The sequence below is a fragment of the Pseudomonas sp. TH31 genome, assembly GCF_016650815.1.
GTDB lineage: Bacteria > Pseudomonadota > Gammaproteobacteria > Pseudomonadales > Pseudomonadaceae > Aquipseudomonas.
The window spans coordinates 1-25,083 of the sequence record NZ_JAEKEZ010000031.1; the positions used below are offsets into that span (position 1 = coordinate 1).

Annotated in this window: 26 protein-coding genes and 5 pseudogenes; 12 read left to right on the forward strand and 19 right to left on the reverse strand. The window is 60.4% G+C overall.

The features are described 5' to 3' along the window. Positions 1 to 680, forward strand: a pseudogene (locus tag JFV26_RS24760) (MFS transporter); the annotation flags it as partial. 150 nt (positions 681 to 830) lie between these two features. On the opposite strand, the gene JFV26_RS24765 reads toward JFV26_RS24760, so the two are convergent. Then, positions 831 to 1,259 (reverse strand): nuclear transport factor 2 family protein, encoded by a 429-nt coding sequence (locus tag JFV26_RS24765; protein ID WP_201196100.1) that lies wholly within the window; start codon positions 1,257 to 1,259, stop codon positions 831 to 833. 56 nt (positions 1,260 to 1,315) lie between these two features. Further along, a pseudogene (locus JFV26_RS24770) lies at positions 1,316 to 1,586 on the reverse strand (hypothetical protein); the annotation flags it as partial. A 174-nt stretch (positions 1,587 to 1,760) separates the two neighbouring features. Between JFV26_RS24770 and JFV26_RS33750 the strand changes: the two are divergent. The 3 genes and pseudogenes from JFV26_RS33750 (at position 1,761) to JFV26_RS24780 (ending at position 3,834) form a co-directional block, all read left to right on the forward strand. Beyond that, positions 1,761 to 2,756, forward strand: coding sequence for a cache domain-containing protein (locus JFV26_RS33750; RefSeq protein WP_242487893.1), 996 nt, complete (start codon positions 1,761 to 1,763; stop codon positions 2,754 to 2,756). Then, positions 2,753 to 3,379: a GGDEF domain-containing protein gene (locus JFV26_RS33755; protein ID WP_242487894.1), complete on the forward strand. Its 627-nt coding sequence runs from the start codon at positions 2,753 to 2,755 to the stop codon at positions 3,377 to 3,379. Before JFV26_RS33750 ends, JFV26_RS33755 begins: the two co-directional genes overlap by 4 nt. Positions 3,380 to 3,412: 33 nt before the next feature. Beyond that, positions 3,413 to 3,834 (forward strand): annotated as a pseudogene (locus JFV26_RS24780) (HD domain-containing protein). 4 nt (positions 3,835 to 3,838) lie between these two features. Here the strand turns inward: JFV26_RS24780 and JFV26_RS24785 are convergent. Then, entirely contained in the window at positions 3,839 to 4,471 is a 633-nt protein-coding gene (locus tag JFV26_RS24785; RefSeq protein WP_201196101.1) for a TetR/AcrR family transcriptional regulator, read from the reverse strand. Between the two features lie 118 nt (positions 4,472 to 4,589). On the opposite strand from JFV26_RS24785, the gene JFV26_RS24790 reads away from it, so the two are divergent. The 4 genes from JFV26_RS24790 to JFV26_RS24805 all read left to right on the forward strand — a co-directional run bounded on the left by JFV26_RS24790 (position 4,590) and on the right by JFV26_RS24805 (position 7,539). Next, entirely contained in the window at positions 4,590 to 5,795 is a 1,206-nt protein-coding gene (locus tag JFV26_RS24790; protein ID WP_201196102.1) for an MFS transporter, read from the forward strand. 225 nt (positions 5,796 to 6,020) lie between these two features. Further along, positions 6,021 to 6,233 carry a CbtB domain-containing protein gene (locus JFV26_RS24795; protein WP_201196103.1) on the forward strand — a complete coding sequence of 71 codons (213 nt, stop codon included), beginning with the start codon at positions 6,021 to 6,023 and terminating at the stop codon, positions 6,231 to 6,233. Between the two features lie 15 nt (positions 6,234 to 6,248). Further along, positions 6,249 to 6,977 (forward strand): CbtA family protein, encoded by a 729-nt coding sequence (locus JFV26_RS24800; protein WP_201196105.1) that lies wholly within the window; start codon positions 6,249 to 6,251, stop codon positions 6,975 to 6,977. A gap of 133 nt (positions 6,978 to 7,110) precedes the next feature. Then, complete coding sequence (locus JFV26_RS24805; protein ID WP_201196107.1) at positions 7,111 to 7,539, forward strand: TOBE domain-containing protein; 429 nt, start codon at positions 7,111 to 7,113, stop codon at positions 7,537 to 7,539. Between the two features lie 38 nt (positions 7,540 to 7,577). Here the strand turns inward: JFV26_RS24805 and JFV26_RS24810 are convergent, their stop codons facing one another. The 7 genes from JFV26_RS24810 to JFV26_RS24840 all read right to left on the reverse strand — a co-directional run bounded on the left by JFV26_RS24810 (position 7,578) and on the right by JFV26_RS24840 (position 13,251). Further along, entirely contained in the window at positions 7,578 to 8,123 is a 546-nt protein-coding gene (locus tag JFV26_RS24810) for an HPP family protein (RefSeq protein WP_201196109.1), read from the reverse strand. Next, the gene (locus JFV26_RS24815; protein WP_201196111.1) at positions 8,120 to 9,319 is read right to left on the reverse strand and encodes an NAD-dependent formate dehydrogenase; all 1,200 of its coding nucleotides are present in this window, start codon (positions 9,317 to 9,319) and stop codon (positions 8,120 to 8,122) included. Before JFV26_RS24815 ends, JFV26_RS24810 begins: the two co-directional genes overlap by 4 nt. Before the next feature lie 334 nt (positions 9,320 to 9,653). Beyond that, positions 9,654 to 10,349, reverse strand: coding sequence for an arsenical resistance protein ArsH (gene arsH, locus JFV26_RS24820; RefSeq protein ID WP_201196113.1), 696 nt, complete (start codon positions 10,347 to 10,349; stop codon positions 9,654 to 9,656). A 12-nt stretch (positions 10,350 to 10,361) separates the two neighbouring features. Then, entirely contained in the window at positions 10,362 to 10,832 is a 471-nt protein-coding gene (locus JFV26_RS24825) for an arsenate reductase ArsC (protein WP_201196115.1), read from the reverse strand. A gap of 12 nt (positions 10,833 to 10,844) precedes the next feature. Continuing rightward, positions 10,845 to 12,134, reverse strand: coding sequence for an arsenic transporter (locus JFV26_RS24830; protein ID WP_201196118.1), 1,290 nt, complete (start codon positions 12,132 to 12,134; stop codon positions 10,845 to 10,847). 24 nt (positions 12,135 to 12,158) lie between these two features. After that, positions 12,159 to 12,506, reverse strand: coding sequence for a metalloregulator ArsR/SmtB family transcription factor (locus tag JFV26_RS24835; protein WP_201196119.1), 348 nt, complete (start codon positions 12,504 to 12,506; stop codon positions 12,159 to 12,161). A 211-nt stretch (positions 12,507 to 12,717) separates the two neighbouring features. After that, a complete protein-coding gene (locus tag JFV26_RS24840) occupies positions 12,718 to 13,251 on the reverse strand; it encodes an NADPH-dependent FMN reductase (protein ID WP_201196121.1) in 534 nt (177 codons plus the stop codon). Between the two features lie 196 nt (positions 13,252 to 13,447). Here JFV26_RS24840 and JFV26_RS24845 point away from each other — a divergent pair, with 196 nt between their 5' ends. Continuing rightward, positions 13,448 to 14,119, forward strand: coding sequence for an ATPase (locus tag JFV26_RS24845; RefSeq protein ID WP_201196123.1), 672 nt, complete (start codon positions 13,448 to 13,450; stop codon positions 14,117 to 14,119). Positions 14,120 to 14,210: 91 nt separating this feature from the next. Continuing rightward, complete coding sequence (locus tag JFV26_RS24850; RefSeq protein WP_201196183.1) at positions 14,211 to 14,693, forward strand: GNAT family N-acetyltransferase; 483 nt, start codon at positions 14,211 to 14,213, stop codon at positions 14,691 to 14,693. Between the two features lie 7 nt (positions 14,694 to 14,700). On the opposite strand, the gene JFV26_RS24855 is transcribed toward JFV26_RS24850, so the two are convergent. The 4 genes and pseudogenes from JFV26_RS24855 to JFV26_RS24870 all read right to left on the reverse strand — a co-directional run bounded on the left by JFV26_RS24855 (position 14,701) and on the right by JFV26_RS24870 (position 17,992). Beyond that, the gene (locus JFV26_RS24855; protein WP_446739945.1) at positions 14,701 to 16,023 is read right to left on the reverse strand and encodes an ATP-binding protein; all 1,323 of its coding nucleotides are present in this window, start codon (positions 16,021 to 16,023) and stop codon (positions 14,701 to 14,703) included. A gap of 4 nt (positions 16,024 to 16,027) precedes the next feature. Then, positions 16,028 to 16,695, reverse strand: a pseudogene (locus JFV26_RS24860) (response regulator). Between the two features lie 69 nt (positions 16,696 to 16,764). Next, the gene (locus JFV26_RS24865; protein WP_201196126.1) at positions 16,765 to 17,199 is read right to left on the reverse strand and encodes a hypothetical protein; all 435 of its coding nucleotides are present in this window, start codon (positions 17,197 to 17,199) and stop codon (positions 16,765 to 16,767) included. A 28-nt stretch (positions 17,200 to 17,227) separates the two neighbouring features. Next, on the reverse strand, positions 17,228 to 17,992 hold the full coding sequence (locus JFV26_RS24870) for a COG4705 family protein (protein WP_201196127.1): 765 nt from the start codon (positions 17,990 to 17,992) through the stop codon (positions 17,228 to 17,230). 166 nt (positions 17,993 to 18,158) lie between these two features. Here JFV26_RS24870 and JFV26_RS24875 point away from each other — a divergent pair, with 166 nt between their 5' ends. Continuing rightward, positions 18,159 to 18,944, forward strand: a complete 786-nt coding sequence (locus JFV26_RS24875; RefSeq protein WP_201196128.1) for a DeoR/GlpR family DNA-binding transcription regulator — start codon at positions 18,159 to 18,161, stop codon at positions 18,942 to 18,944. Here the strand turns inward: JFV26_RS24875 and JFV26_RS24880 are convergent. The 4 genes and pseudogenes from JFV26_RS24880 to JFV26_RS24895 all read right to left on the reverse strand — a co-directional run bounded on the left by JFV26_RS24880 (position 18,941) and on the right by JFV26_RS24895 (position 23,537). Then, on the reverse strand, positions 18,941 to 19,387 hold the full coding sequence (locus tag JFV26_RS24880) for a response regulator (RefSeq protein WP_201196129.1): 447 nt from the start codon (positions 19,385 to 19,387) through the stop codon (positions 18,941 to 18,943). The two genes, JFV26_RS24875 and JFV26_RS24880, sit on opposite strands and share 4 nt — an antisense overlap. Beyond that, positions 19,384 to 21,709: pseudogene (locus JFV26_RS24885) on the reverse strand (ATP-binding protein). The gene JFV26_RS24880 and the pseudogene JFV26_RS24885 overlap by 4 nt, the downstream one beginning before the upstream one ends. Continuing rightward, positions 21,706 to 22,356, reverse strand: coding sequence for a response regulator (locus tag JFV26_RS24890; protein ID WP_201196130.1), 651 nt, complete (start codon positions 22,354 to 22,356; stop codon positions 21,706 to 21,708). Before JFV26_RS24890 ends, JFV26_RS24885 begins: the two are co-directional and overlap by 4 nt. Continuing rightward, complete coding sequence (locus JFV26_RS24895) at positions 22,353 to 23,537, reverse strand: sensor histidine kinase (protein ID WP_201196131.1); 1,185 nt, start codon at positions 23,535 to 23,537, stop codon at positions 22,353 to 22,355. Before JFV26_RS24895 ends, JFV26_RS24890 begins: the two co-directional genes overlap by 4 nt. Positions 23,538 to 23,710: 173 nt before the next feature. Between JFV26_RS24895 and JFV26_RS24900 the strand changes: the two genes are divergently transcribed. Beyond that, positions 23,711 to 24,229 (forward strand): SgcJ/EcaC family oxidoreductase, encoded by a 519-nt coding sequence (locus JFV26_RS24900; protein WP_201196133.1) that lies wholly within the window; start codon positions 23,711 to 23,713, stop codon positions 24,227 to 24,229. Positions 24,230 to 24,280: 51 nt separating this feature from the next. Here JFV26_RS24900 and JFV26_RS24905 read toward each other — a convergent pair whose 3' ends face one another. Beyond that, the gene (locus JFV26_RS24905; protein WP_201196184.1) at positions 24,281 to 24,880 is read right to left on the reverse strand and encodes a chromate transporter; all 600 of its coding nucleotides are present in this window, start codon (positions 24,878 to 24,880) and stop codon (positions 24,281 to 24,283) included. Between the last annotated feature and the right edge of the window lie 203 nt (positions 24,881 to 25,083).

Consider the following 25,083-nt stretch of genomic DNA (forward strand, 5'->3'; position numbering starts at 1 on the left):
TTGCTGGGGCTGGCTGCCGCTGGGTTGTTGGGGTGGTTGATTGCGGCGCGTGGCGTGCCCGCCCCCGATTGAAGAAAGCCCCCAAGGTGTTGGCCGGGAGCGGCTCGGTCGGCGGGTTGCGGGCGCTGCTGGTGACCGGCATCCTGGACAGTGCGGTACGGATGGGATTTCTCACCTTCCTGCCGTTCCTGCTGACCCGCAAAGGTGCCGGGACGGCAGGTATCGGTCTGGCGTTGGCGTTGTTATTCGTGGGCGGCGCATTCGGCAAGTTGCTGTGCGGTTACCTGGGCGCGCGTATCGGCATGATGAAGACGGTGTGGCTGACGGAATCCGCGACGGCACTGTTGATCGTTCTGGCAGTTTATTTGCCGCTGACCAGCATGATGGTGATGTTGCCACTACTAGGGCTGGCGTTGAACGGCACATCGTCGGTGCTCTACGGCGTGGTGCCGGAGTTATCGAATGCAGACAACCGTGAACACGCCTTCGCGCTGTTCTACACCGGCACCATCGGCGGCGGGGCGCTGGCGCCGGTGTTGTTTGGTCGCCTGGGGGACGCTACCGGGGTCCCGGTCGCGGTGATGACGCTGGCGGCGCTTCTGTTGCTGACACTGCCATTGGCCTGGTGTGTGCAGCGGGGGCTGGACCGCAATAGTGGCCTGAGTCAAAGCCAGGCTTAGAGCAAAAGGGGCAGATACACTTTTTGAAGTACCCACGACCCTATGTGGGAGCGGGCCTGCTCGCGAAGGCGGTGTGTCAGTCATCATCAAGGCTAAATGACACACCGCTTTCGCGAGCAAGCCCGCTCCCACAGGGGTGATAGAAATCGATCAGGCTTTACTGGCGGCCAGGTAGGCGCCAAGACGCTGGCCCATTTCTGCGCCCAATGCCTGCAAGCCGCTCAGCGGACGGACCATGACTTCAAATTCAACGATTTTTCCTTCTTCGTTGAACCGGATCATGTCTATCCCTTTCAGCTCTTTGCCGCTAACCGTTGCGCTGAATTCCAGCACGACATTCAATCCGTCCGCCGTCGCCAGTTCGCGGTGGTATTCAAAACTCTCGAAAACGTCGAACACCGTGGCGAGAATCATCGCGACCACGTTCGCGCCCGGGTAAGGCGTGTGCGCCATGGGCGAGCGAAACACCGCTTGCGGGTCCAGCAATTCGGGCAGGGCTTTCAAGTTCCCGGTGCTGATCATGTGGTGCCACTGCTTCAAGGACTTCGCGGCGTTGGGGTGCAAGTTCAGTTCAGACATTTTCAACTCCTGTTTGATTGTTGTTCTGCAAGCGTCAAGCGGTGCGCGTAGGCCCGTCAATACTCAGCCATTGCGGCAAAGCGCTGGCGGGTTTCAGGTTCGAAAAGACGGTTGGCCAGCGGGTCGGGCAACCATCCCGGCCAACGCGGCCGTAAACGTACGCTGAAGGTGTAGATCAACGCCGAGCTGTTGTCATCGAAATCACGATGGTGCATCGACGCGGCCCACCACTCAAACACGCCTTGCGGCTCGATAACAGGGCCGCGCGACCTGTGCAGGCTGAACGTTGACGAAACGGGTACGCATTGAAAAATAACGTTTCCAGCCCGTTACCGGAGGCGATATCGGTTTCAGGCAACAGGGTGGGACGATCGGCTTGAGGTGCGCGCGCTGATCGGGTGGCTTGAAGAGCAATTGCGAAGTGAGCGCTGACCTGAACGGGGGCTGCAACGCTACCGGAAAACCCCTCCAAAGCGCGGCGCTCTCGGATACACTCCGGTGATGCCAAAACATCATCACGCGCCCCTGAATCTCGCCCGCATCGGTAACAGCATCGTCACGCGACTGCTGATATTGGCGCTGTGCATCGTCATTTTCGGTGCCGTGGTGCGCTATTACGTGTTGACCAACTTCTTGCGCGAGGATTTGAGCGCCGTGGTGGAGGGCCAGCAGTTAACCCTGGCCACTTATGTCGCTCGCGATATCAATAACAAAATTGTTCAGCGCCAGCAGTTGCTGGCGCATATTGCCGCCACCGTCCCGGCTGATCTCCTGACAAAGCCCGAACGGTTGCAAGCGTGGCTCAAAGAGCATTACGGCGACCAGACGTTGTTCACCGCAGATTTGTTCATCGTGAACACAAAAAAGCGTTTACTCGCGAACTATCCCGCCCTGGATACCGATTACGCTGAAGGTGATTACATTCAGGCGGGGTTGGCGGGGCGTCCGTTTATCGGACAGCCGAGCGTGGGGCGTGCCACCAAGGCACCGATCCTGCCGATGTCGGTGCCCATCAAGAATGCCGGCGGCGAGGTCCAGGCGGTGCTGGTGGGCGTGACCGCGCTGGGAGCTCGCGGGCTGCTTGATTCATTGCTCCAGAGCCACGTGGGTGACACCGCCAGTGAATTCCTGTTGGTGTTCCCGGACAGTAAATTGTTTGTCGACACCTCGACACTGGATGTGCAACTCAAGCCCACGTCGCCTCCCGGCATCAATGCGCTGCACGATCGAGCCATGGCCGGATTTCGCGGCGCCGGGATAACGCTCAATGCCAAGGGTGCCGAGGAGGTGGCGGCGATGGCGTCTGTCCCAAGCGCCGGTTGGTACATCGTCGCCTGCTTGCCGACCAGCGAAGCGTTTGCCACCGTGGATCGAACCCAGCACTTTTTGATCAGGGGGCGTTTTTATCGATTCTGTTTTTTGCCACGTTCGCCTCCATCGGGCTCTACTTTGTCTTTCGTCATCTGTTTCGTGCCGCCGCCCAGGCGGACCGCATGACCCGGGATGAATTGCCGCACGCGCCGTTGGCGGTTGTTCGGGATGATGAAGTCGGGCACTTGATCTCGGCGTTCAATCGTTTGCTGGTCAAGCTGAATGACAAGCAGGACGAACTGAAAAAGATTGCGCATCACGACACCCTGACCGGATTAACCAACCGGCATCACCTCTCCGGGCGTCTGCGCCAGGTATTGGCCCAGGCACAACGCAACCAGACGCAGGTGGGCTTGTTGTTTATGGACCTTGACGGGTTCAAGCACATCAATGATTCCCTGGGGCACGAGGCCGGTGATGAGGTTTTGCGGCAGGTGGCGCGGCGCTTTTCCGCTGTCGTGCGGGTGAGCGATACCCTGGCACGCATCGGCGGTGACGAGTTTGTGGTGCTGCTCAATGACCTCGGGGACAATGCCGAAGAGACGTTGACCCGCGTGGCGACGCAATGCATCGATGCCCTGGCCACGCCGTTTTTTATCTCCGGCTCGGTGTGCATCGTCGGCGTCTCTATTGGTATCGCGCTGGGAGACGGGCAGAGTTCTGCCGATAAGCTGTTGCTGGCCGCTGATCGAGTGATGTACCAGGCCAAGAAAACCGGGCGTGGGCGGTATTTGACCTACAGGCTTTAGGCCGCTACGGCGTTTAACCCGAGGAGCACCCAGATGACCCAGACCCTGGAACGTGCCATTGCCATCGCTGCTGCCGCCCATGAGGGACAGGTCGACAAGGGCGGGGCGCCTACATCCTGCATCCGCTGAAAGTCATGCTGCGGGTCAACACCCTGGAAGAGCGGATCGTCGCGGTGCTGCATGACGTGGTCGAAGATACCCGCGTCAGCCTCGAAGACTTGCGTCAGGAAGGCTTCAGCGAAACGGTGCTGACGGCCATTGCGTCAGTCACCAAGGTGCCGGGTGAATCCTATGAGGCGTTCGTCGAACGTGCGGCGCTGAACCCGATTGGCCGGGTGGTCAAACTCGTGGATCTGGAAGAGAACAGCGACCTGTCGCGGATTGCGCAGCCGTCCTGGGACGATCTGGAACGGATCGAGAAGTATCGACGGGCAATCGGCGTGTTGCGTTCGTAATAAATCAAGGCTTTTTTGCAGCGTTGGCTGCACTCAACGCATCCCATACTGCCATCACCTGGGTCACCGACGCATCCATCACCGCGTGGGGAATTCCGTCTCTGGCTAACGCCGTAAGGCCCAGCAGAAAACTATCAAACATCGCGGCCAGGGCGCAGGTATCGGTATCTGCCTGCAACTCGCCTTGAGCAATGCCGCGCTCGATGCAGGCGATGATGCCTGCCCTGTTGCGCGCCCTGGCTTCGGCCAGCGGTGCAGAAACGGCGGTGGGCTGCGCCGAGCAAGTGTGCATGACGCCCAACGTCACCAGGCATCCCGGGGGATGACCGGTTTCACTCTGCATTTTGGCTGAGCGACGCAAGGTCAATTCGATGGCTTCGCGCGGGGGCAGGTGCGCGTCGAACAAGGCCTCGGTCACGCGTCCGTGGCTGCTTTGATAGCGCTCCACCACCTCCTGGAACAACGCCTCCTTTGATCCGAACGCCGCATAGAAGCTGGGCGCGGAGATGCCGTTACCCATCGCTGCCTTGAGCTGGCTCAGGGACGTGGATTCATAGCCATGTTCCCAGAACAGATGCATCGCTTGTGTGATTGCCATGTCTCGGTCAAACGTTCGCGGGCGGCCCATCGTTGCCATTTTTACCTCCGGAGGTCATGACTTAGATACTAGTTGATACAAAAGTCATTGACCATGCTCTTTGCGTCCTTTAGTTTTGTATTAGTCGATACATAAGTACGTGATCAGGAGCAAAACAATGCAGGACAGTCAGATTGAAAATGAACGGTTACCCCTCGGCGCGCTCCTTGCGCTGGCGATGACGGGCTTCATTTGTATCGTCACCGAGACCTTGCCGGCCGGGTTATTGCCCGAGATCGGCAGCGGTCTGGATGTCTCGCCTTCACTGGCCGGGCAAATGGTTACGGTCTACGCCCTGGGTTCGTTGCTGGCGGCCATTCCGCTGACCATCGCCACCCAGGGATGGCGGCGCCGCAACGTGTTGTTGCTGACGATCGTCGGTTTTCTTGTGTTCAATTCCATTACTGCCTGGTCGTCGAGCTATGGATTGACACTCGTTGCGCGATTCTTCGCCGGTGTTTCTGCCGGGTTGGCCTGGAGTCTTTTGGCTGGCTATGCGCGACGCATGGTGGCGGTGCACCTTCAGGGGCGTGCCATGGCCGTGGCGATGGTGGGCGCGCCGATTGCGTTGTCGCTGGGTGTGCCGCTGGGAACCTGGCTGGGAAGCCTGATGGGCTGGCGGACGGCGTTTGGGCTGATGTCGGTTATGACGTTGGGATTGATCGTCTGGGTGCTGGCGAAAGTCCCGGATTATCCAGGCCAGTCCGGTGCCGAGCGCATGCCGTTGGGCCAGGTATTTTTCACCCCAGGTGTCCGTCCGGTCCTAGGCGTCGTGATGACCTGGATGCTGGCGCACAACATTCTCTATACCTACGTCGCGCCCTTTGTCACCCCGGCCGGACTGGCCAGTAATATCGATGCGGTGCTTCTGGTGTTCGGCGTCGCCGCACTGCTGAGTATCTGGATCACCGGTCGACTGGTTGACCGTTACCTGCGCAACGCCGTGTTGATCAGTCTCGCGACATTCGCCGCAACGGCCCTCGTTTTCGGGTTCTTCTCCCAGTCAGTGATCGTCATCTACGTGGGCACCTTCGTCTGGGGCCTGACCTTTGGCGGCGCCGCAACCTTGCTGCAAACCGCGCTGGCGGATACGGCGGGCGAGGGCGCGGATGTCGCCTTGTCCATGAACGTGGTGGCCTGGAACGGCGCTATCGCCATCGCCGGTTTATTCGGTGGCGTCCTGCTCGACCAGGTCGGTGTCGTATCGTTTCCATGGGTCTTGCTGGTGTTTTTACTGGCAGGGTTGTGGATTGCCGTTTGCGCCCGGGCGCATGGCTTTCCGCAAGGGCAAAGGCAAGGCGTCGCGGCAGCGATGGGGCATTGACGTAAGCGAGATGCAATAGCAATCACTCTGGCTTTGTTGTCTCGAACGGGTAAACTCGCCAAGTTGTATCATTTTGTTTCGCAAAATTTTACAACTCATTCTGAAACAGGCAGCCGGTGTAAATCCGGCGCGGTCGCGCCACTGTATTCGGCAATTTGCCGTCAGCCAGACCCTGTTTCCCCCTACCTGCAATCCGACCGGGACGCGTCATCCCTGGAGATTTATATGGCTTATAGCGCTGCTACGCAGACTGATGTTTCGTTGCCCACCATTGCGTTGGGCGAAATTCTTCCCTGGGCCATTTTTGTCGGCCTGTTACTGATGTTGGCGATCTATTTCGTCGGCGCAGAGCAGGGTGCCACTGCGTTGGTCAAAGGCATGTATGTCCATGAGTTCGTGCACGACGGCCGCCACTTGCTTGGCTTCCCTTGCCACTGATTCAAGGAACACACCATGACCGGTCGTTTATTGGTACGCGGCATGCTGGTGGGTTTACTCGCCGGGATTCTTGCCTTTGGTTTTGCAAAAGTATTGGGTGAACCACAAATCGACAAGGCGATCGCCTTCGAAGAGCAAATGGCGCAGATGCACGGCGATGCACCTGAAGAGGAACTGGTGAGCCGCGAGGTGCAAAGCACCTTCGGTTTGTTCACTGGCGTCGTGACCTACAGCGTTTCGCTGGGCGGGATCTTCGCGCTGGTGTTTGCCTATTCCCTGGGGCGAATCGGCAAGATCGGCCCTCGTGGTCTGGCCGCGCTGTTGGCGTTGGCGGCGTTTGTTACGCTGATTCTGGTGCCTGGGCTGAAATATCCGGCCAATCCGCCGTCGATTGGCGATCCAGAAACCATCAAGCAGCGCACCAAGCTGTTCTTCATGATGTTGCTGGTATCGGTCGTCGCGGCGGTGATCGCCATCAACGCCGCGCGCAAGCTGATCCCGGCGTTGGGGGCCTGGAGCGGTTCGACGCTGGCGGTGCTGCTTTACGTGGTGATCATGGCGGTGGCGGGTTACCTGTTTGCGACCATCAACGAAGTGCCGGAGACCTTCTCGGCAGTCTTGCTGTGGAAGTTTCGCGTGGCTTCGCTGGGTATTCAGTTGGTGCTCTGGACGACTGTTGGTTTGGTGTTCGGCTGGGTGGCTGAGCGAGTGTTGAATCTGCCAAGGTTCTCCACGCGCGCTTGATATTGAAGGCAGTGCCGTGCAATGCGGCACTGCTTGTCTCGACGCAGCCGAGCGCTATAGTTGTTTTTACACAGCGCCAAGCTTGATCGTGCTCGAAACTCCTAACTAAAAAGTCAAAAAAAGGACTCGTCTCATGAAAGTCAGTGCACGCAACGTATTCAAAGGCCAAGTCAGCCAGGTACAAGAAGGTGCGGTCAACGCTGAAGTGGTATTGACCTTGCCTGGCGGTGAGCAACTGGTGGCCGTGGTGACCATGGAAAGCATCCGCAACCTCGGGATTGCGGTCGGCAAAGAAGCCGTGGCCCTGATCAAGGCGCCTTGGGTGATGCTGATGACGGAGTCCAGCGACATTCGCCTGTCGGCTCGCAACTGCCTGGAAGGCAAGGTGCTGAGCGTCAACGATGGTGCCGTCAACGCCGAAGTGGTGATCGAACTGGCCGGCGGTTCGAAGGTGTATTCCATCGTGACCCGTGATGCCGTTGCAGAGCTGGGCCTGGTGCCGGGTGTCAGCGCCACGGCAGTGATCAAGGCTTCGCACATCATTCTGGGTGTTCCGGCCTGATACTTCGCACGCGCCGATGAATGTTACCTGTGGTCCGATCAATCACGGACCACAGGGTTGGCGCGTTTTGAAGACGATGGCTCGCGAAAGCGCACTTGAAGCCAGCGAATCCCTTTCCAGTACAGCCAGGCCGTCAGCATCAACGAGCAGGCACCGCCCAAGGTCGGTACCAGCAAGAATGACCAGCCCGGTTGTGTCATGAACACGATGACCGGATTGCCCCCTGCCGGCGGGTGAACGGTACGCGTGACCACCATCATCACCGTCGCCAAGGCACCGGCGAACGCCATCGGCAGCAATCCCGGCCCGAACACTTTCAAACAAACCAGCGCTACCAGAGAAGTCAGCAGATGGCCGCCAATCACGTTCCGTACTTGTGAAAACGGTCCTTGCGGGTAGGCAAACAGCAAAACGCCGCTCGCGCCGAAGGAGCCGATCAGCCACGGTTGACCCGTGTTGAGGGCGATAGCGCCCGGCCCCGCCAACCCGATGAACGCACCGAGCCCGATCCACAGCAGCGAGAGGGCCCGGATGCGCCGAATGGGGCCATCTGACTGGCCCGCTTCTGTCGAGGTCGACTTCATTTTTTGAAGCGTTCTGCTTCTTCAGAGCCCTTGGTGGCGTTGCCCGCGCTGTACGAGTGCGCGCCGACGCCGGCCAACTCTCCACCCTGAACGATCAGGTACTCATCGCGAATCGGTCGGTTCTCGAAATAGCATTCGAGAATTTCCCGGGTACCCGCCGCGTAACGCGTCTGCGCTGACAGGCTGGTGCCGGAGATATGCGGCATCATTCCGTGGTTCGGCATGCTGCGCCAAGGGTGGTCTTCGGGGGCTGGTTGCGGGAACCAGACATCGCCGGCATAGCCTGCCAGTTGACCGCTTTCCAGCGCCGCCGCAATCGCGTCACGGTCGCAGAGCTTGCCGTGAGCGGTGTTGATCAGGTACGCGCCGCGCTTGAAGTTCTTCAGCGACTCGGTGTTGACCATGTGTTCGGTCTCGGGGTGCAGCGGGCAGTTGAGCGTGACCACGTCACAGGCTTTGGCGAGGCTTTCCAGGGTCGAGTGATAGGTCAGGTTCAGCTCTTTTTCGACCGCTTCCGGCAAGCGATGGCGATCCATGTAGTGCAGGTGCATGTCGAAAGGTTTGAGCAAACGCAGGACGCGCAAGCCGATACGACCGGCCGCCACGGTACCGACGTGCATGCCTTCCACATCATAGGAACGGGCGACGCAATCGGCGATGTTCCAGCCGCCCTTGAGCACCCAGTTGTGTGACGGGATATAGTTGCGTACCAACGCCAGTACACTCATCACCACGTGTTCGGCAACGCTGTTGCTGTTGCAGTAAGTCACCTCGGCGACCGTGATTCCACGGTCCATGGCGCCTTGCAGGTCGGTGTGATCAGAGTCGATACCGGCGGTGACGATCATCTTCAGCTTCGGCGCCTTGTCCATCCGCTCAGCCGTCATGTACGCCGGCCAGAAGGGTTGGGAAATCACGATCTCGGCGTCGTGCAATTCACGCTCGAGTACGCTGCCGGCGCCGTCCTTGCTGGACGTGACCACCAGCGTGTGGCCGTTGGATTCCAGGTATTTGCGCAGACCCAATTCGCCGGAAACGCTGCCGAGCAAGGTGCCGGGCTCAAAGTCGATGGCGTTCGGGGTCGGCAGGGTCTGGCCGTCTGGGTGGCGTTCGAGAGGGGGCAGGCCGTCTCGCGCATAAGTCTCGGGTTGTCCGGTGATGGGGTCTTCGTAGAGCACGCATACAATCTTCGCCATGGGGACCTTCCTGTTATTGGAATGGATCAGCGCGGGTAACGGCGCTGATTCGAGCAGGTCGTGCTGCTCGATCGGCATAGTCCGGCAGGGTGGATGGCGCTGGCTAATCGCTTTATCAGCACTGCTCTTGGGCCAACGTTACGAGGTAGGTCAGTTGACGAAGGAGCATGGGGTTTTTGGCTCTCTTATTGGAAGGCGTGACGATGAGCGTCACGCCGTTTTCACGCGGGGCAGGTGAAAGCTACGCAATCTGGCGCTGTGTAGTAAAGGATATAGCGGTGGAGTGATTAAAAATGGTTGTCGCGTGAAGGGGAGCCGATCAATTGTCGCTCGATCAAAGGGCGCTTTGATTCACGCGCCGGGTCAGTTCTTCGGCGGACTCCTTGCGTTCTGAATAGCGGTCAACCAGATCCGGGCGATCCCGAAGCAGCAGGGTGAATTTCACCAGCTCCTCCATCACGTCCACCACCCGGTCATAGAGTGCCGAAGGTTTCATGCGGTTGTTCTCGTCAAACTCCAGGTAAGCCTTCGGCACCGAGGATTGATTGGGGATGGTGAACATCCGCATCCAGCGCCCCAGCACGCGCAGTTGATTCACCACGTTGAAGGATTGCGAACCGCCACACACCTGCATCACGGCCAGGGTCTTGCCCTGGGTCGGGCGAATCGCCCCGATGGCCAGCGGCACCCAGTCTATTTGGGCCTTGAACACCGCCGACATGGCGCCGTGGCGCTCCGGCGAGCACCAGACCTGGCCTTGCGACCACTGCATCAGTTCCAGCAGTTCCTGGACTTTCGGGTGGTCGTTCGGTGCGTCGTCCGGCAGCGGTAAACCGCAAGGATTGAAAATCTGAGTCTCGGCGCCAAAGTGCTCAAGCAAACGCGCCGCTTCCTCGACCAGCAATCGACTGAACGAGCGGGAGCGGGTGGACCCGTACAACAGCAAAATCCGTGGTTTGTGCTGGCCGTTTTGATCGGTGGCGATGGGTTGAGTCAGTGACGGGTCGAGGTTGGGCAGCGGGTGAGTCATTAGGGGCTCCAGTTACAGCATGCCGATGCGGTCGAGTTCACGCTTCAGCGCATCGCGATCAAGTTGGGCGAAGGGCAGTGCCAGAAACGCCCGGCAACGGGTGTCGATACGTGCCAGGGTCGAGTGGAAGGCGGCGGATACGGCCGCTTCGTCACCCGTGACCTGCGACGGATCTTCCAGTCCCCAGTGGGTTTTCAACGCCGGCCCGAAATAGACGGGGCAGGCCTCACCTGCGGCGTTGTCGCAGACGGTGATGACGATGTCCGGCGGGTTGCCCTCGAAGGCATCGTTGCCTTTACTGCTCAAGCCATCAATGGCGATGCCGGCTTCCTGCAGCGTGGTCAGGCTGCGTGGCAAGACCTGGCCTTTTGGGAAGCTGCCGGCACTGACCGCCTCGAAGCCTTTTGGGGCCAGGTGATTGAACATCGCTTCGGAGAGGATGCTGCGGCAGCTATTGGCGGTACACATGAACAGAACGCGCATGGAGACTCCTTTTCAGGCGGACAAGCCGAGGCGCAGGGCCAGGGCGGATAAGGTGATGAACAGGATGGGCACGGTGAGCACGACACCGACCTTGAAGTAGTAACCCCAGGTAATACGCAGGCCTTTACGTTCCAGAACGTGCAGCCAGAGGAGCGTCGCCAGGCTGCCGATGGGGGTGATTTTTGGTCCCAGGTCACAGCCGATGACGTTGGCGTAGATCATGGCCTCGCGCACCACGCCGGTGGCGTCGCTCGCCTGAATGGATAGCGCGCCCACCAATACCGTCGGCATGTTGTTCATGCCCGAGGACAGCGCTGCCGTTAGAAAACCGGTTCCCAGTGCGGCGCCCCACACCCCGTAGTTGGCCAGGTAGTTCAGGGCCGCCGTCAGGTAAAGGGTCAGGCCGGCGTTTTTCAGCCCATAAACAACCAGGTACATGCCCAGTGAAAAGGTTACGACTTGCCACGGCGCCTCGCGCAACACTCGCCGTGTCGAAATCACATGCCCGCGTGCCGCCATCGCGAACAGCGCGGCAGCACAGACGGCGGCAATCGCACTGATGGGAATCCCCAGCGGCTCCAGCGCAAACAGGCCAACGAGCAACACAACCAACACACACCAGCCGACGCGAAACGTCAGTGGGTCTCGCACTGCAAGACGCGGATCTTGAAGCTCTTGGATGTTGTAGCTTCGCGGTATATCGCGCCGGAAAAACGCGTACAGCGCGACCAGCGTGGCACCCACCGCCACGAGGTTGACCGGCACCATGATCGAGGCGTACTGGTTGAAACCCAGGCCGAAGTAGTCGGCCGAAACAATGTTGACCAGGTTCGACACCACCAGCGGCAGGCTGGCCGTGTCGGCGATAAAGCCTGCGGCCATGACAAACGCCAATGTAGACGCCGGCGAAAAGCGCATCGCGATCAGCATCGAGATAACAATCGGGGTCAGAATCAGTGCCGCGCCGTCATTGGCAAACAGGGCTGATACGGCGGCGCCGAGCAGCACCGTAAAAGCGAACAGGCGACGACCATCGCCCTTGGCCCAGCGCGCCACATGCAAAGCAGCCCACTGAAAGAAGCCTGCTTCATCCAGCAATAAACTAATGATGATGACCGCGATAAATGTGGCGGTCGCGTTCCAGACAATGCCCCACACCAGTGGAATGTCGTCCAGTGTCACCACGCCGGTGGCCAGCGCCAGGATGGCGCCCAGCGATGCACTCCAGCCAACCCCCAACCCCTTGGGTTGCCAGATGACCAGGACAAGGGTGAATAGAAAAATCGAAACCGCAGCTAGCATGAGAACGCTCGACGATTAGGAGAGTCAGCAGCACGCTGACGTATTGAGAGGCCGGTCGGCCATCTGTCTGAGCCGGGCGCTGTTTTCTTCAAGCCAGTCGGCGTTGGCCTGCAACGTGGTCTCAAGAACAGCGCGAACCCAGGCCGGCAGCTCCGGATTGAGCCGGTAATACACCCATTGCCCCTGGCGTCGATCAAGCAGCAAGCCGCACGCCCGCAGTTGCGCCAGGTGACGAGAGATTTTCGGCTGACTGTCGTCCAGCGCGCAAACCAGCTCGCAGACGCATAACTCGCCTTCGCGGGTGATCAGCAGGGTGGCGCGGGCGCGGGTCTCGTCGGACAGGCATTTGTAAATGGCTGGAGGGTTGAGCATGGGCGCGTCTTCAATGTGTGGAAATCCGAATATACGGATTTCCATATGTATTGCGCAAGACGCTTTTTTGTTTGAGTTGAGGCAGGACCTCCTCTCGCTGGAGTGAAATGTACGCAACGACAAATGACCAGGTTTGATTCAGCCCATCGAAAAGCTGCCGCTGCTATTCGAGACCTTCCTGACCTCACCGCTTACCCCTGGCCCTTCGGCATCAAAGACCCTGATTTTCGAGGTGTCTCTGGAAAGCCTCAAGCGCTGTACTGATCTGTGGGCCCATCACTGGATCATCGGCAATGCCTTGGGCGCTCAACGGGGTGGACAGGAGGTTAACCGTAATTGACGCTTGCTCAATGAGGCGAGCTGACATCGTATCCAAAACCAGGCGCAATGCGGCCTGCGCATGGCTGGCTCTGGGCGAAGCATTGAAAAGCGCGACCGGTTTGCCCGGGAAGGCTTCACTGCTGACGAGCCAATCGAGCATGTTTTTGAACGAGCCCGGAATCCCTCGAGCGTATTCCGGGCATGAAATCAGAAGCCCATCCGCCTGGGCGATAATCGAGCGTAATTCTAAAATTTGCTCCGGGGGGTGTTCAATCAAGTCCGGGTTGAAGTGCGGCAGCTCACCGATCCCCTCGTAATGCGTGACCAAGAGCCCTTTGGGGCGCAAAAGCTCGGTTGCACGTAGCAAAGTCGAGTTGGAGGAGGCCTGGCGCAGACTTCCCGAGACCGCAAGCAAATGCACCATTTCAACACCCTCCGTGATTCATGAGTCGGTGAAGTTTCGCACGAGGCAGATATGACTGCCATCGCCCCAGGCAGTACTCGGCCCTTCGCCAACCATTCGTCCAATCGATAGTCATCATCAAAAAAGCGAGTTTTGTTTTTCCAGCAACGGAGGAGGATAGCGTTATACCGATCTCGCTTCTGAAGGAACCTGCGCGATGAGAATCTCAACTGTTTTGGCCCTTATCGCCGTACTGACCAGCGGTTTTGCCGCCACCGCCCCGGCCTACGCTGGCGACCCGCAGGCCTGCCATTTCCTGCCGATGGGCGACAGCAGCGCCAACCTGAAGCACTCCCAGTCGGTGGGTGTGCTCTACAGCGAAAACACCGTCAACACGATCGAATACCTTGAGCGTTACCATTCTGTTGCGGTGAACGGCAGCAAGAACCCTGCGCTCGATTCGCGCATCAGCAACGCGTTCGTCAGCAGCTCTGATCCGAAACTGGCGATCAACTGGCTGATGGGTTCGCTGCAAAAAGAATTCGCCTCGGTGACCGTCTACGACAACCTCGACGCACTGGTGCAAGCGCACCCGGACGTGGTGGTGATGCTCGACACCTACAGCCGTCTGGTCAGCAAGCGCAATGACCAGGTCGAAGCGCGGTTCCTCGCCAAGTTCTACGATTCGAACCTGCAATACATCGGCCAGGCCGCAGGCTCCCGTGAACAGAAAATGCCTTCGGTATGGGTTCATGGCAAAGCAGCGTCGCAGATTGCTGCGCAGATCGACCAGCAAACCGCACTGCAGGTGAACGCCTTGAAGCAGTTCGATGCGTCGCTCAAAGCGCTGGTGACCTCGGGCAATGTGGCTCAGGTGGCGAACAACTGAGGATGCGCTTACCTGACTGTATCTACTGGCTGTTGCGGTCAGGAGTTTTGCACGATACTGGCTGCCCGTCGTGATAGTCAGAGCGCACATGATGCCCGTCACACCTGATCTGAATCCGTCGCTTGTTCTGCTCCCTGCTCAACAAAGCGACCTGAACCCACTTGTCGCCATTCGAATCGAGGCCATGCGTGAAAGCCTGGAGCGCGTCGGGCGATTTGATCCGGTGCGTGCGCGTGAACGTTTTGCCAGCGACTTTGACGCCAGCAGCACGCGCCACATCGAAGTGGCCGGGGAGCGGGTTGGGTTTGTGGTGCTCAAGCAGCACCTCAATGAATTGCTGCTTGATCACTTGTACGTGAAACCGGGTGCGCAGGGATCCGGGATTGGCACTGCTGTTCTGGCTCAGGTTTTCAAAGAGGCGGATGCAGCCGCGCTGCCTGTCAGGGTGGGCGCGCTCAAGGAAAGCGCCTCCAACCGCTTCTACATCCGCCATGGCTTCCAATTCGTGGAAAGCGCTGAATTCGACCATTACTATGTCCGGCCGAGCGTTGCTGCAATTCGTCCAGCCGATTAACCTGCGCTCATCCCTTGGCCACGTTTAGCCATACCGATACACGCAAGCCGCGGTTTTGCACCTCATCGGCGAAGCCCAGGCTAACCCGTGCCCCGGTACGCTGCGCAATCGCCTGAACAATCGACAAGCCCAGCCCGGACCCGGCCTCATCGGTCCCCAGGCTGCGATAAAACGGATCAAACACCCGCGCTCGCTCCTCCAGCGCGATCCCTGGCCCCGAGTCCTTGACCTGCAGCAGCGCCGTGCCGTTATCCATGACCACAGAAAGATCGATCCGGCCACCCTGCGGTGTATAGCGGATCGCGTTGTCCACCAGGTTCTTGACCAGTGTCATCAGGTCCATTTCGTTGATCAGCACCCGCACGTCCTGCTCACCTTCGACACCAACGTCGAGGTGTTTTATATCGGCCAGCGGCAACAGATCTTCCAGCACTCGACGATAGACCTCATGCACCGAAACCGGCGACGTCGGCGTGCTGGTTTCGGATTGCACCTTGGCCAGGGTCAGCAGTTGATCGATCAGGTTTCTGCCGCGCTCAATGCCCCGGCGCAATGGCACCAGACGCTCATGGGCCACGGCCGACATATCGGCGCCAGCCAGGCGTTCGGCCTGTAAGGAGAGGGCGGTCAGCGGTGATCGAAGTTCGTGGGCTGCGTCGGCGACGAAGCGGCGTTGGTTTTCCATCGCATTCGCCACGCGTGCGAGCAAGCGATTGATCGCCACCACGAAGGGGCGGATTTCGGTCGGCAGATGGCTTTCGTTGATCGGGTGCAGTTCCTGCTCGGCGCGCTGATCGATCTCGAAAGACAGTGTCGCGATGGGTCGAAACAACTTGCGCACCAGATCGCCGACCACCAGCAGCAGCACCGGAAACAACACCAGAAACGGCAGCAGACTGCGCCAGGCGCTTTCGCGGGCATCCTTGTCACGGGCGCCGGTTTCCTGGGCAACGGCGATGCGTTCGCCACGGGCGGTGGTCCTGACCAGCACGCGAAACGCTTCGCCGCCGACATTTACCGTGGACAAGCCATCGGCCAGCGTTGTCGGGAAGGGCAGTGGTGCGGTGTCGTCATCGTTGCCGGAGGCGTTGCTGCCATCGGCCAGGTGCTGAATGATCAGCCGGGATTCTTCATCGTCGCCCGCAATGCCTTTGCCCTCGGGGTACCTCAGCGTCATGTGCTGGCGGTCAAACAGCACCGCCACTTGACGCAAGGTGTCGTCCTGCATTTCGTGGGCTTCGTCGAACGCGGAAACGAACGCAAAGACGCCGGCCACCATCGCAACGATCAGGATCGCCAGCGACAGGGTGACGGACAGCCTGAGTTGCACCGATTCACTCAAGCGTTTTTGAAACCATCCATCCCACACCCCTGACGTTCTTGATGACTTGGCTGCCCAACTTGCGCCGCAGTGCATGGATCAAAAACTCCACGGCGTTGCTTTCCACTTCATTGCCCCAGCCATAGAGGCGGTCTTCGAGCTCGCTGCGTGAAAGGATCGCGCCCGGTCGGATCAACAGCGCCTGCAGCAGGGCGAACTCGCGGGCCGAGAGCTGGACGCCGGGGTACTGCGCGGTCGAGGCTTGCTTGCTGACCAGGTCCAGCGAGACCACGCCGTTGTCGAGCACCGACAGGGCGCTGCCGCCCTTGCGCCTTAAAACCGCGCGCATACGCGCCAGCAACTCGGCCATGTCGAAGGGTTTGAGCAGGTAGTCATCCGCGCCGCCATCGAGGCCGCGCAGCCGGTCATCGAGGCTGTCCCGGCCGTAATGATGAGCAATGGCACGGGGTTGTTGTTGGCGCGAATGCGGGTCAGCACGTCGAGGCCGTCCTTGCCCGGCAGGCCGAGGTCGAGCAGCACCAGGTCGTAGTGTTGAGTCTCGAGCGCCGCCAGGGCGGTGAGGCCGTTCTTCACCCAGTCGGTGGCATAACTGGCATCGTTCAGTGCACCGTGGATCGCATCGCCAATCATCGGGTCGTCTTCGACCAGCAGTATCCGCATGTCCCGCTCCAGCAAAAAAAGGCGCGAGGGTCATGACCCGCGCGCCTGTATTGAAGCATCTGTGCCCGGTTACTGCTTCCCTTTCATTGAGTCGAAAGCCTTTAGCAAGTCATCCATCGCGGCTTTGCAGTCACTTTGCATGGGGCTGCTGGCGCGCAAGGCATCGAGTGCGCGGTCGATGGCTTTGTCCACCACGTGCCAGTCGCTCGCGGCGCGGGGCTTGATGCCGGCTTCTGCCGAGTCCCAGGCGGTTTCCAGGTCCTTGATTCGGGCTTTTGCGGCAGGCAGGTCGTTTTTGTCGACCCGGCCGGCAACGTCGGCGGCGATGTTGCGGAACTCGGACAAATCACCGAGTTTCGAGGCCGAGCCCTGGCTCATCTCGGCCGCCGAACTCGCATCGGCCTTGGGTTTATCGGCCGGTTTCGAGCACCCGGTGGCGATGCCCAGCATGAAAATGGCCGAGACGATGCAAACGTGACGAATGAGGTTTTGAATGGGGCGCATGGTGATTCCTTAATGGCTTTTGAATGAGTTATTGAGTGATGGCTTTACGATTGCCGACGCTGAATTGCGCGACGGCTACCAGGATGACGATGACGCAGAGGAACAGTGCGCTGGTCCACATGGCACCCATGCCGAGACCGCCATAGGTTTTGGCCTGGGTCAGCAAGTCGCCCAGGGACGCGCCGAACGGGCGGGTCAGGATGTAGGCGATCCAGAAGGTCAGCACCACATTGGCGCCCATGCGCCAGGCCAGCAGGGTGGCGGCGATCAGCGCGCCGAAAATCACCGCGCCGAGGGTGAAACCCAGGCCCAGTGCTTCGGTGGCCAGGTCCCCGGCAGCGGTGCCGAGGGCAAACGTGCACAGTACGGTTGCCCAATAGAACAGCTCGCGCCGGGGCGTGACGATCTCGCGGATCGACAGGCTGTGTTCCACCCGGTACCAGACCCAAAAGTTGAGCGCCAGCAGCACCGAAAAAATAGCCGTGCTGGTGTACAGGCTGACGTCGAGCTTGTCGGTCAGGATGTCCGTGATCTGCGTGCCGACGATGCTCACCAGCACCACGGTCAACCAGTAAATCCAGGGTGTATAGGCCTTGGTGCGCAGTTGGCAGAACAGCGCGATCGCCAACAGGGCCGCCATGCCGATACTGGTCCAGCCCGCACCGAAGCCGGCATCGACGGCCAGGAAATCGGCACCGGTTTCGCCCACGGTGGTGGACATGATCTTGATCACCCAGAACGACAGGGTGACCTCGGGGACTTTGTTGAGCCAGCCGGCTAGGGTCGGATTCATCTGGATTGTCTCTCCTGAGCAAGTGCTTTAAGTGCGTGAGGGAGAGGCTACGCAGCGAAACTTAGCTGAGACTGAGACGCGGGAAATTAATCGGGTGGTGCCGCTGGATTGTGTTTGCCGGGCGCTTTGGCTAATCTCGCATAAACCCGCAAAATCAGGCGTAAACATGCATTCCGCAATCGAGCTTCCTTCCCTGCGCCGGCAGAAAATCCTCCTGATCCTGGAACGTGACGGCAAGGTCATGGCCTCCGAGCTCAGCCAGCATTTCGCCGTGTCCGAAGACACCATCCGCCGCGATCTGGCAGAACTGGACAGCGCCGGCCTGGTGCAGCGGGTGCACGGCGGGGCGCTGCCGCGACCCAAGGACACCGGCAAGGACTTCTACACTCGGGTCAACGAAACCGACGAGGTGAAAACCCGCCTCGCGCAACTGGCTGCCCGGCTTGTGCAAGATGGCCAGATTGTGATGTTCGACTCGGGCTCGACGACGCTGCAGATTGCCCGGTCGCTGCCGGTGGATATCACCATCACTGCGGTCACGGCTTCACCGATGATCGCGATCACCCTGGCGGAATACAAAGGCATCAAAGTGATTCTGGCCGGCGGTCAGCTCAATCCGGCGACGATGTCGGCGAGCGGGCATGAAACCCTGCGGCTGTTTCAGGGCATCAAGGCCGATCTGCTATTCACCGGGGTTTGCGCGATTCACCCCGAGGTCGGCATCAGCTCGCTGCATTTCGATGAGGTGCCGGTGAAGCAGGCGATGCTCGACAGCGCCGCCCATGTGGTGGCCGTCACCACGGCGGACAAGCTGGGTGCGGTAGAGCCCTTTGTTGTCGCGCCTTGCGGGCGCATCCATACGCTGATCACCGAGCATCATGTGGCCTCGGGCGATGTCGAGGCTTATCGTCGGCTGGGGATCGAAGTGGTGCAGATGGACACGGCGGTTTAGCGCTGACGCAGCAACTCGATCTGCTCTGCCGGGATCAGCGTCCTCAAGGTTTTGTAGAGGGCCCGGGTTTCCAGCAGGTTCCACACCCGCAACATGGTTTCCAGGGCATCCAGCGGTTTGCTGATGAAGTCCTTGGCCCCTAGCGCCAGGGCACGCAGGCGGGTGTCGCGGGTGGCGTCGGCGGTGAGCACGAGGACCGGCAGGTATTCGCTGTGCGGGATGCGTCGGTTGAGTTGTTCCAGGACCGCAAAGCCATCGAACTCGGGCATGTGCAGGTCGAGGATCACCAGGTCCGGTTCGAAGCTGTTGAACAGGTCCAGGGTGCGCAGCGGCTGGGTGCTGCTCAGCACGTTGGTCAGCCCCTCGCGCACCAGCAGTTGCTCCACCAGGTCGAGATTGGGCCGTTGGTCGTCGATGATCAGAATGCGCAGGTCGGTGTTCACACAGGCTCCGGGAAATACTGGTCAAGGTGGGCGAGAAACGATGGAACGTGAATCGGTTTGGTCAGCACCGCCGTCGCGCCCGCGTCGCACAAGGCCAAATGGGTGAGGTCGCTGGCGTCGGCGGTGATCATCAGCACCGGCGTGGTCCGGGTGATCGCCGACTGGCGCAGGCGCTGCAGCACGTTCAATCCGTCGATGTCCGGCAGCGAGACGTCCAGCAGAATCAGCCGGGGCGCGTGTTGCGCGGCCAGGTCCAGCCCCAGTTGGCCCTGCATGCTCGACAGCAGTTTTATGCCCGGCCTGCGTTGCAGCAACGTTTCGATCAGCGCCAGGCTGGAGAGGTTGTCTTCGATGCACAACACCTTGCCCTGAACTTCAGGGCCGGCGAGGGCGAGGATTTGCGATCGATTGTCGATGGGCGCAGCGGCGGGTCCGGCAGTTTGCTGCACGTGCACAAAAGGCAGCTCCAGGGTAAATCGGGAGCCGGAACCGGGTTGGCTTTGCACGGTCAGGCTGCCGTTCATCATCTCCAGCAAGCTCTTGCTCAGCGCCAGGCCGAGGCCGCTGCCTTCCACGTTCGGGTCGGTCTCCAGGCGCTCGAAAGGCTTGAACAGTTGATCCATGTGCTCGGCTGCAATGCCCTTGCCAGTGTCGCAGACCGACACAGCGATTCGCTGTTGATCAACGTCGACTTCGATGCTCACCTGACCCTGAAGCCGGTTGTACTTGATGGCATTGGACAGCAAGTTCAGCAACACCTGAGTCAGGCGTTGCCGATCCGCGACGATTCCCTGGTCAGCGGCCAGCGCCGGCAATGGCGCCAGATGGACGCCCGCGTCGGCGGCCATCGGTGAGACCAGATTCAGGGCTTCTTGCAAGGCAATCGCCAAGGGCACCGATTCGATGTTCAGCGGCAGGCGCCCGGCCTCAATCTTGGCGATGTCGAGCACTTCGTTGATCAACGTCAGCAGGTGCTGGCCGGCGCGCAGGATGTGACCGATCTGGGGCTTTTGCCCGGGCGGCGAATCCATGTCCAGCAACTGTGCAAAACCCAGGATCGAATTCAGCGGTGTACGCAATTCGTGGCTCATGCGCGAGAGGAATTCGCTCTTGGCCCGGCTGGCGCGCTCGGCTTCTTCACGGGCGGTACGCAGCGCAATCTCGGCGGCGCGGCGGTCGGTAATGTCCCGGGTGATCTTCGAAAAACCGCGCAATGCGCCGCTGCTGTCGTACTGCGCGGTAATCACTACGCTGGCCCAGAAACGGCTGCCATCCTTGCGGCAACGCCAGGCTTCTTCCATGTAATGCCCGTTGCGGGTGGCCTCGCACAGGGCCATGTCGGGATGCTGCGGGCACTCTTGCGCCAGGTAGAACACCGAGAAATGCTGGCCGATTATTTCCTGTTCCGTGTAGCCCTTGATCCGCTCGGCACCGGCGTTCCAACTGGTGACGTAGCCCGGGTATCGAGGGCGAAGATCCCGTAGTCCTTCACGCCGTCGATGATCAGTCGCAGGCGTTCTTCGTTGTCACGCAACGCTCGCTCGCGTTCGGCCAGCAGCAGGCCGGCCTCCACCAAACGGGTGCCCAACTGACCAATCTCATCGTTCTCCGGCGGTTGCGGCAGCAAGGGCTGACCGAGGGCCAGGCGTTGGGCATTACCCTGGACTTTCTGCACCGGGCAACGATGCCCTTGGACAAAAACAGCACCGCGACGATGGCACCAAACAGTCCGCAAAGGGCCGCCAGTAACGTCGAGAACAACAGCCGTTGGCGGGTCGCGGACGCGGCGCCAGTGCGCTCGGCCAGCAAGGTGTCCTCAAGGGTGAGCATGGTGCTGATGTGCTCACGCAATTCGTCGAGGATGTGTTTGTTGTTGATCAGGATACTGGTGATTGCCTCGGGCCGGGCGTCGCGATCACTGAGCATTTCCTCCAGTCCTTCGACTTTGCTGTTGATCAGCGGCGTGATCGCGCCGAGTTGCTCACGCACCCGTTCATCGCGCACGTTGCTGTCGAGCCGGCGCAGGGCCGACTCGATCAGCGGCTTGGCTTTCAGGTAACCCGGCAGGAAGTCCTCGCGGTGGGTCAGCAGGTAACCGCGCACGCTGGCAGCCGCTTCGGCGAGCAGGGTGTGCACGGTCTGGATATCGCCTTGCACCAGCAGAACCCGGCGCACGTCTTCCTCGGCCCGAGCGGTCTGGCGTTCGGTGATGTAGATCAACACCAGCGACAACAACAGCACCACCAACGGCAGGGAAATCACCACCAGGGCTTTGCCCCGCAGCGGCAGATCGGCCCAGCGTCGGGCGTAAAGCCCCTTCATGGTTGAGTCACCAGACCCAACGCAATACCGCGCACGGCGGCCTGGGTCCGATCCGCCGCGCCGAGCTTGCCAATGACCCGTTCGACGTGGGCTTTGGCGGTGCCGGTGGTAATCCCCAGTTGCTCGCCGATCTCTCGGTTGCTCATGCCGTTGGCCACCAGCGCGAGTACCTGGCGTTCCCGGGCGGTCAGGTTTTCGGTCGGTGTGCCGCCGGCGTTGCGTTCGGTCATGCGCCGCAGCAGACGGGCACTGACCGCACTGTTAAGGGCTTCTTCACCGGCGGCAACCCGCTGCAAGGCGTTGATCACTTCATCACGGCTGGCGTCTTTGAGCAGGTAACCCACGGCGCCGGCATTCATCGCCGCTTCGAGGTAATCGGGGCTGTCGTCCATGGTGAAAATCACCACTTTCAATGCTGGCAGGCGTTGCTGAAGCAGGCGTGCCGCGCCGAGGCCGTTGAGCACCGGCATGCGATAGTCGAGGATGACGATGTCGGGTAACAGCCGTTCGCACAGTTCGACCGCTTCCTGACCATCGCAGGCCTGGCCGACCACTTCGAATTGCGGATGACCGGCCAGCAGGGCGACGAAACCGGTGCGCGTGACTTCGTGATCATCGGCCAGCACCAGGCGTAAGGCTTGGGTCATTGAGGTGTTCCATTCAGGTCAAAAGGTACGCTGACGCGCAGGTGCGTTCCGCATTCGGCACTGCTGACACAGGTGAGTTGCCCACCCAGCAGGCTGGCGCGCTCCTGCATGGCTGCCAAACCCAAGTGTCGGGCGCCGGCTGTGTCGAGTCGTTGTTCGACGGCAAACCCTTTGCCGTTGTCGTCCACCCGTAGCAAGGCCTCGCCTTCGTGCAGTTCCAGCGCCAATTGTGTGTGGCTGGCGTGCGCATGTTTGAGGATGTTGTTGATTGCTTCCTGGGCGATCCTGAACAAGGCGATTTCCACCTGGCTGGGCAACCGCGTCTCGCAGCGGGCGATCCACTGCACGCTGATCCCGGCATCGCGCAGGCGATCGGCTTCTTTGTCGACGGCTTTGAGCACACCGAAATCGTCGAGCACCGTCGGGCGCAAGCCGCCGATCAGTTGCCGGCCTTCCACCACACAATGTTGGGCCAGCGCCAAAATGGCCTGCAAGTCGACGCCCAGGGTGTCCGGCAGTGTCGGGCAGCGACCGGCAAAACCTTGCAGGCGCTGGTGCAGTCCGGCGAGGGTTTGGGCCAAGCCGTCATGCAGGTCGTAGGCCACGCGTTTGCGTTCGTCTTCCTGGGCGCGAAACAACCGGTTGACCAGGTCCGACAGCGTGCGATCGCGCGTCTTGAGCGTCGTCAGCAGCCGATCGTTTTCAAGGTGTGCGGCCAGCAGGGTGGCGAGCAAGTGCAGGGATTCGATGTCTTCGTTGTCCGGCGCCTGCAGGCTGACGCTGTTGGCCAGCACCAGTGCGCCAAAGGCATTGCCATCGCCGCCGCGCAACGGCACTCGCAGCACATTGGGCAAGGCTTCACCCGGACGATCCTGCCAGCACGGCGTGCGCATCGCGCTGTCGGCGACGGCTTCCAGGCTGTTCACTTGATCGAGGCTGCCATGTCGGGCGGTGATACTGACGCGCCCGCCGGCGTCCCACTCCAGCAACAGCCCGTGGTCCATCGCAAGGAACGCGCAGGCCCGGGCCAACACGCACTGGCGCATGGCGTCCGGGGCCAGTTGGGTCAACGCTTGCCCGGTGTCCACCAACAGCCGCAGGCGCGCCGCGCGACTTTGGGATTGTCGATACTCGGTGCGAAAGGACAGGGCGCTACCGGGGTCGTGCGGCGGGCTTTGCATGGTTCGGCTCCGGGTGTGGACAGGCCCGCAGGCGTACGGGAACGTCATTAAACCTTGTTAACGGGGGCGGGCGCTATCTGCCGAATGGCATAGGCCAATGACTCCGGTTGGCCGATGTCGCACGGCTGGCGAGTCGGCAAAGTGTGCTCATCGACCACCCCTGGAGCATCGCAATGAAATTGAAGATCCCGGCCATCGCCCTGTTTTTTGCCCTCAGTGCCCCGTTTGCACAGGCAGCAGAGCCAGCCCCGCACGTTTACCGGTCGGTCGCCAAACAGCCGGTTAATGCCAAAGACCGTGAAATCGCCGGGCTGTTTGACCGCTGGAACAACGCCTTGAAGACCGGCGATGCACAGAGTGTGACCGCCCTGTACGCACCGAACGCTGTGCTGCAACCGACGGTGTCCAATCAGGTGCGCAGCACGCCCGCCGAGATCAAGGACTACTTTGATCACTTCCTGCCGATGAAGCCGGTGGGCCAGATCAACTACCGCGAGATCCGCCAACTGGGCAGCAACGTGGCCATGGACAGCGGCGTCTACACCTTCACCCTGACCGAGCCAACCGGCAAGACCAAGCATGTGCAGGCGCGCTACACCTTCGTCTACGAACAGGTCGACGGTCAGTGGAAGATTCTCAACCACCACTCCTCGGCGATGCCGGAAGCGCAGGTGCAGCACGCGTCGAAATGATCCTGATCCCGGCGCCCACACCCTCGAGGTGCGGGCGCTTTTTGCCATCCGCTAATGCAACAGGTGCACCGCCAGGCCCATCAACGCACAACCGATCAACACCTCGATCACCCCGCGCTTGAAGCGAAACAGGGCTATCGCCGCCGCCATCGCAATCAACAACGAAGGCCAGTCAAGATGACCGTTGAACCCGTTGAGCCAGAGCACGTGGTAGCCGAAGAAGCACGCCAGGTTGAGGATCACCCCGACCACGGCGGCGGTAATCGCGTTGTTCTTCAGCGCCCGCCCGCCGATTCGATGGGCCGCTTGCAGCACAATCGCAGTCACCGCGGGTTTGATTCCATAAAACAGCCCGGCCACCACCGGCACGTCGCCGAAGGCGATGTACATCCACGACAACCCGATCAGGGTAAGCACCCCGGCAATCACGCCACCCCAGGTCCGGTGCATCAGCCAGCCGATGTCAGTCGCCAACTGCTGCGCCTCCGGGCCCGGCAGCAGCATGCAGTAGTTGAGTGCGTGCAGAAAGCGCCGCTCCGAGATCCAGCGTCGGCGCTCGACCAGCTCCTGATGGATGATCGAAATCTGCCCGGCCGGGCCGCCGAAACTGATGAAGCCGAGCTTTAGCCAGAAGAGGAAGGCTTCGCGCAGGGGGGATGGCTTGGGGCCTGGGTGGAACCTGTTCGAGTAAGTCGCTCAAGAGGTGGGCCTTATTCAGAGACCGACGGGGTGCTTACAGTTGTTGTGAGGGGGCGGTTTGGATAGATGGCTAAGGGCGAACGCGTTCTGTTTTTGAAGCCGCCGCGGTCACGGCGCCGACAATTAGAAAGGTCCGTCGGGAAATCGGTTTCTGG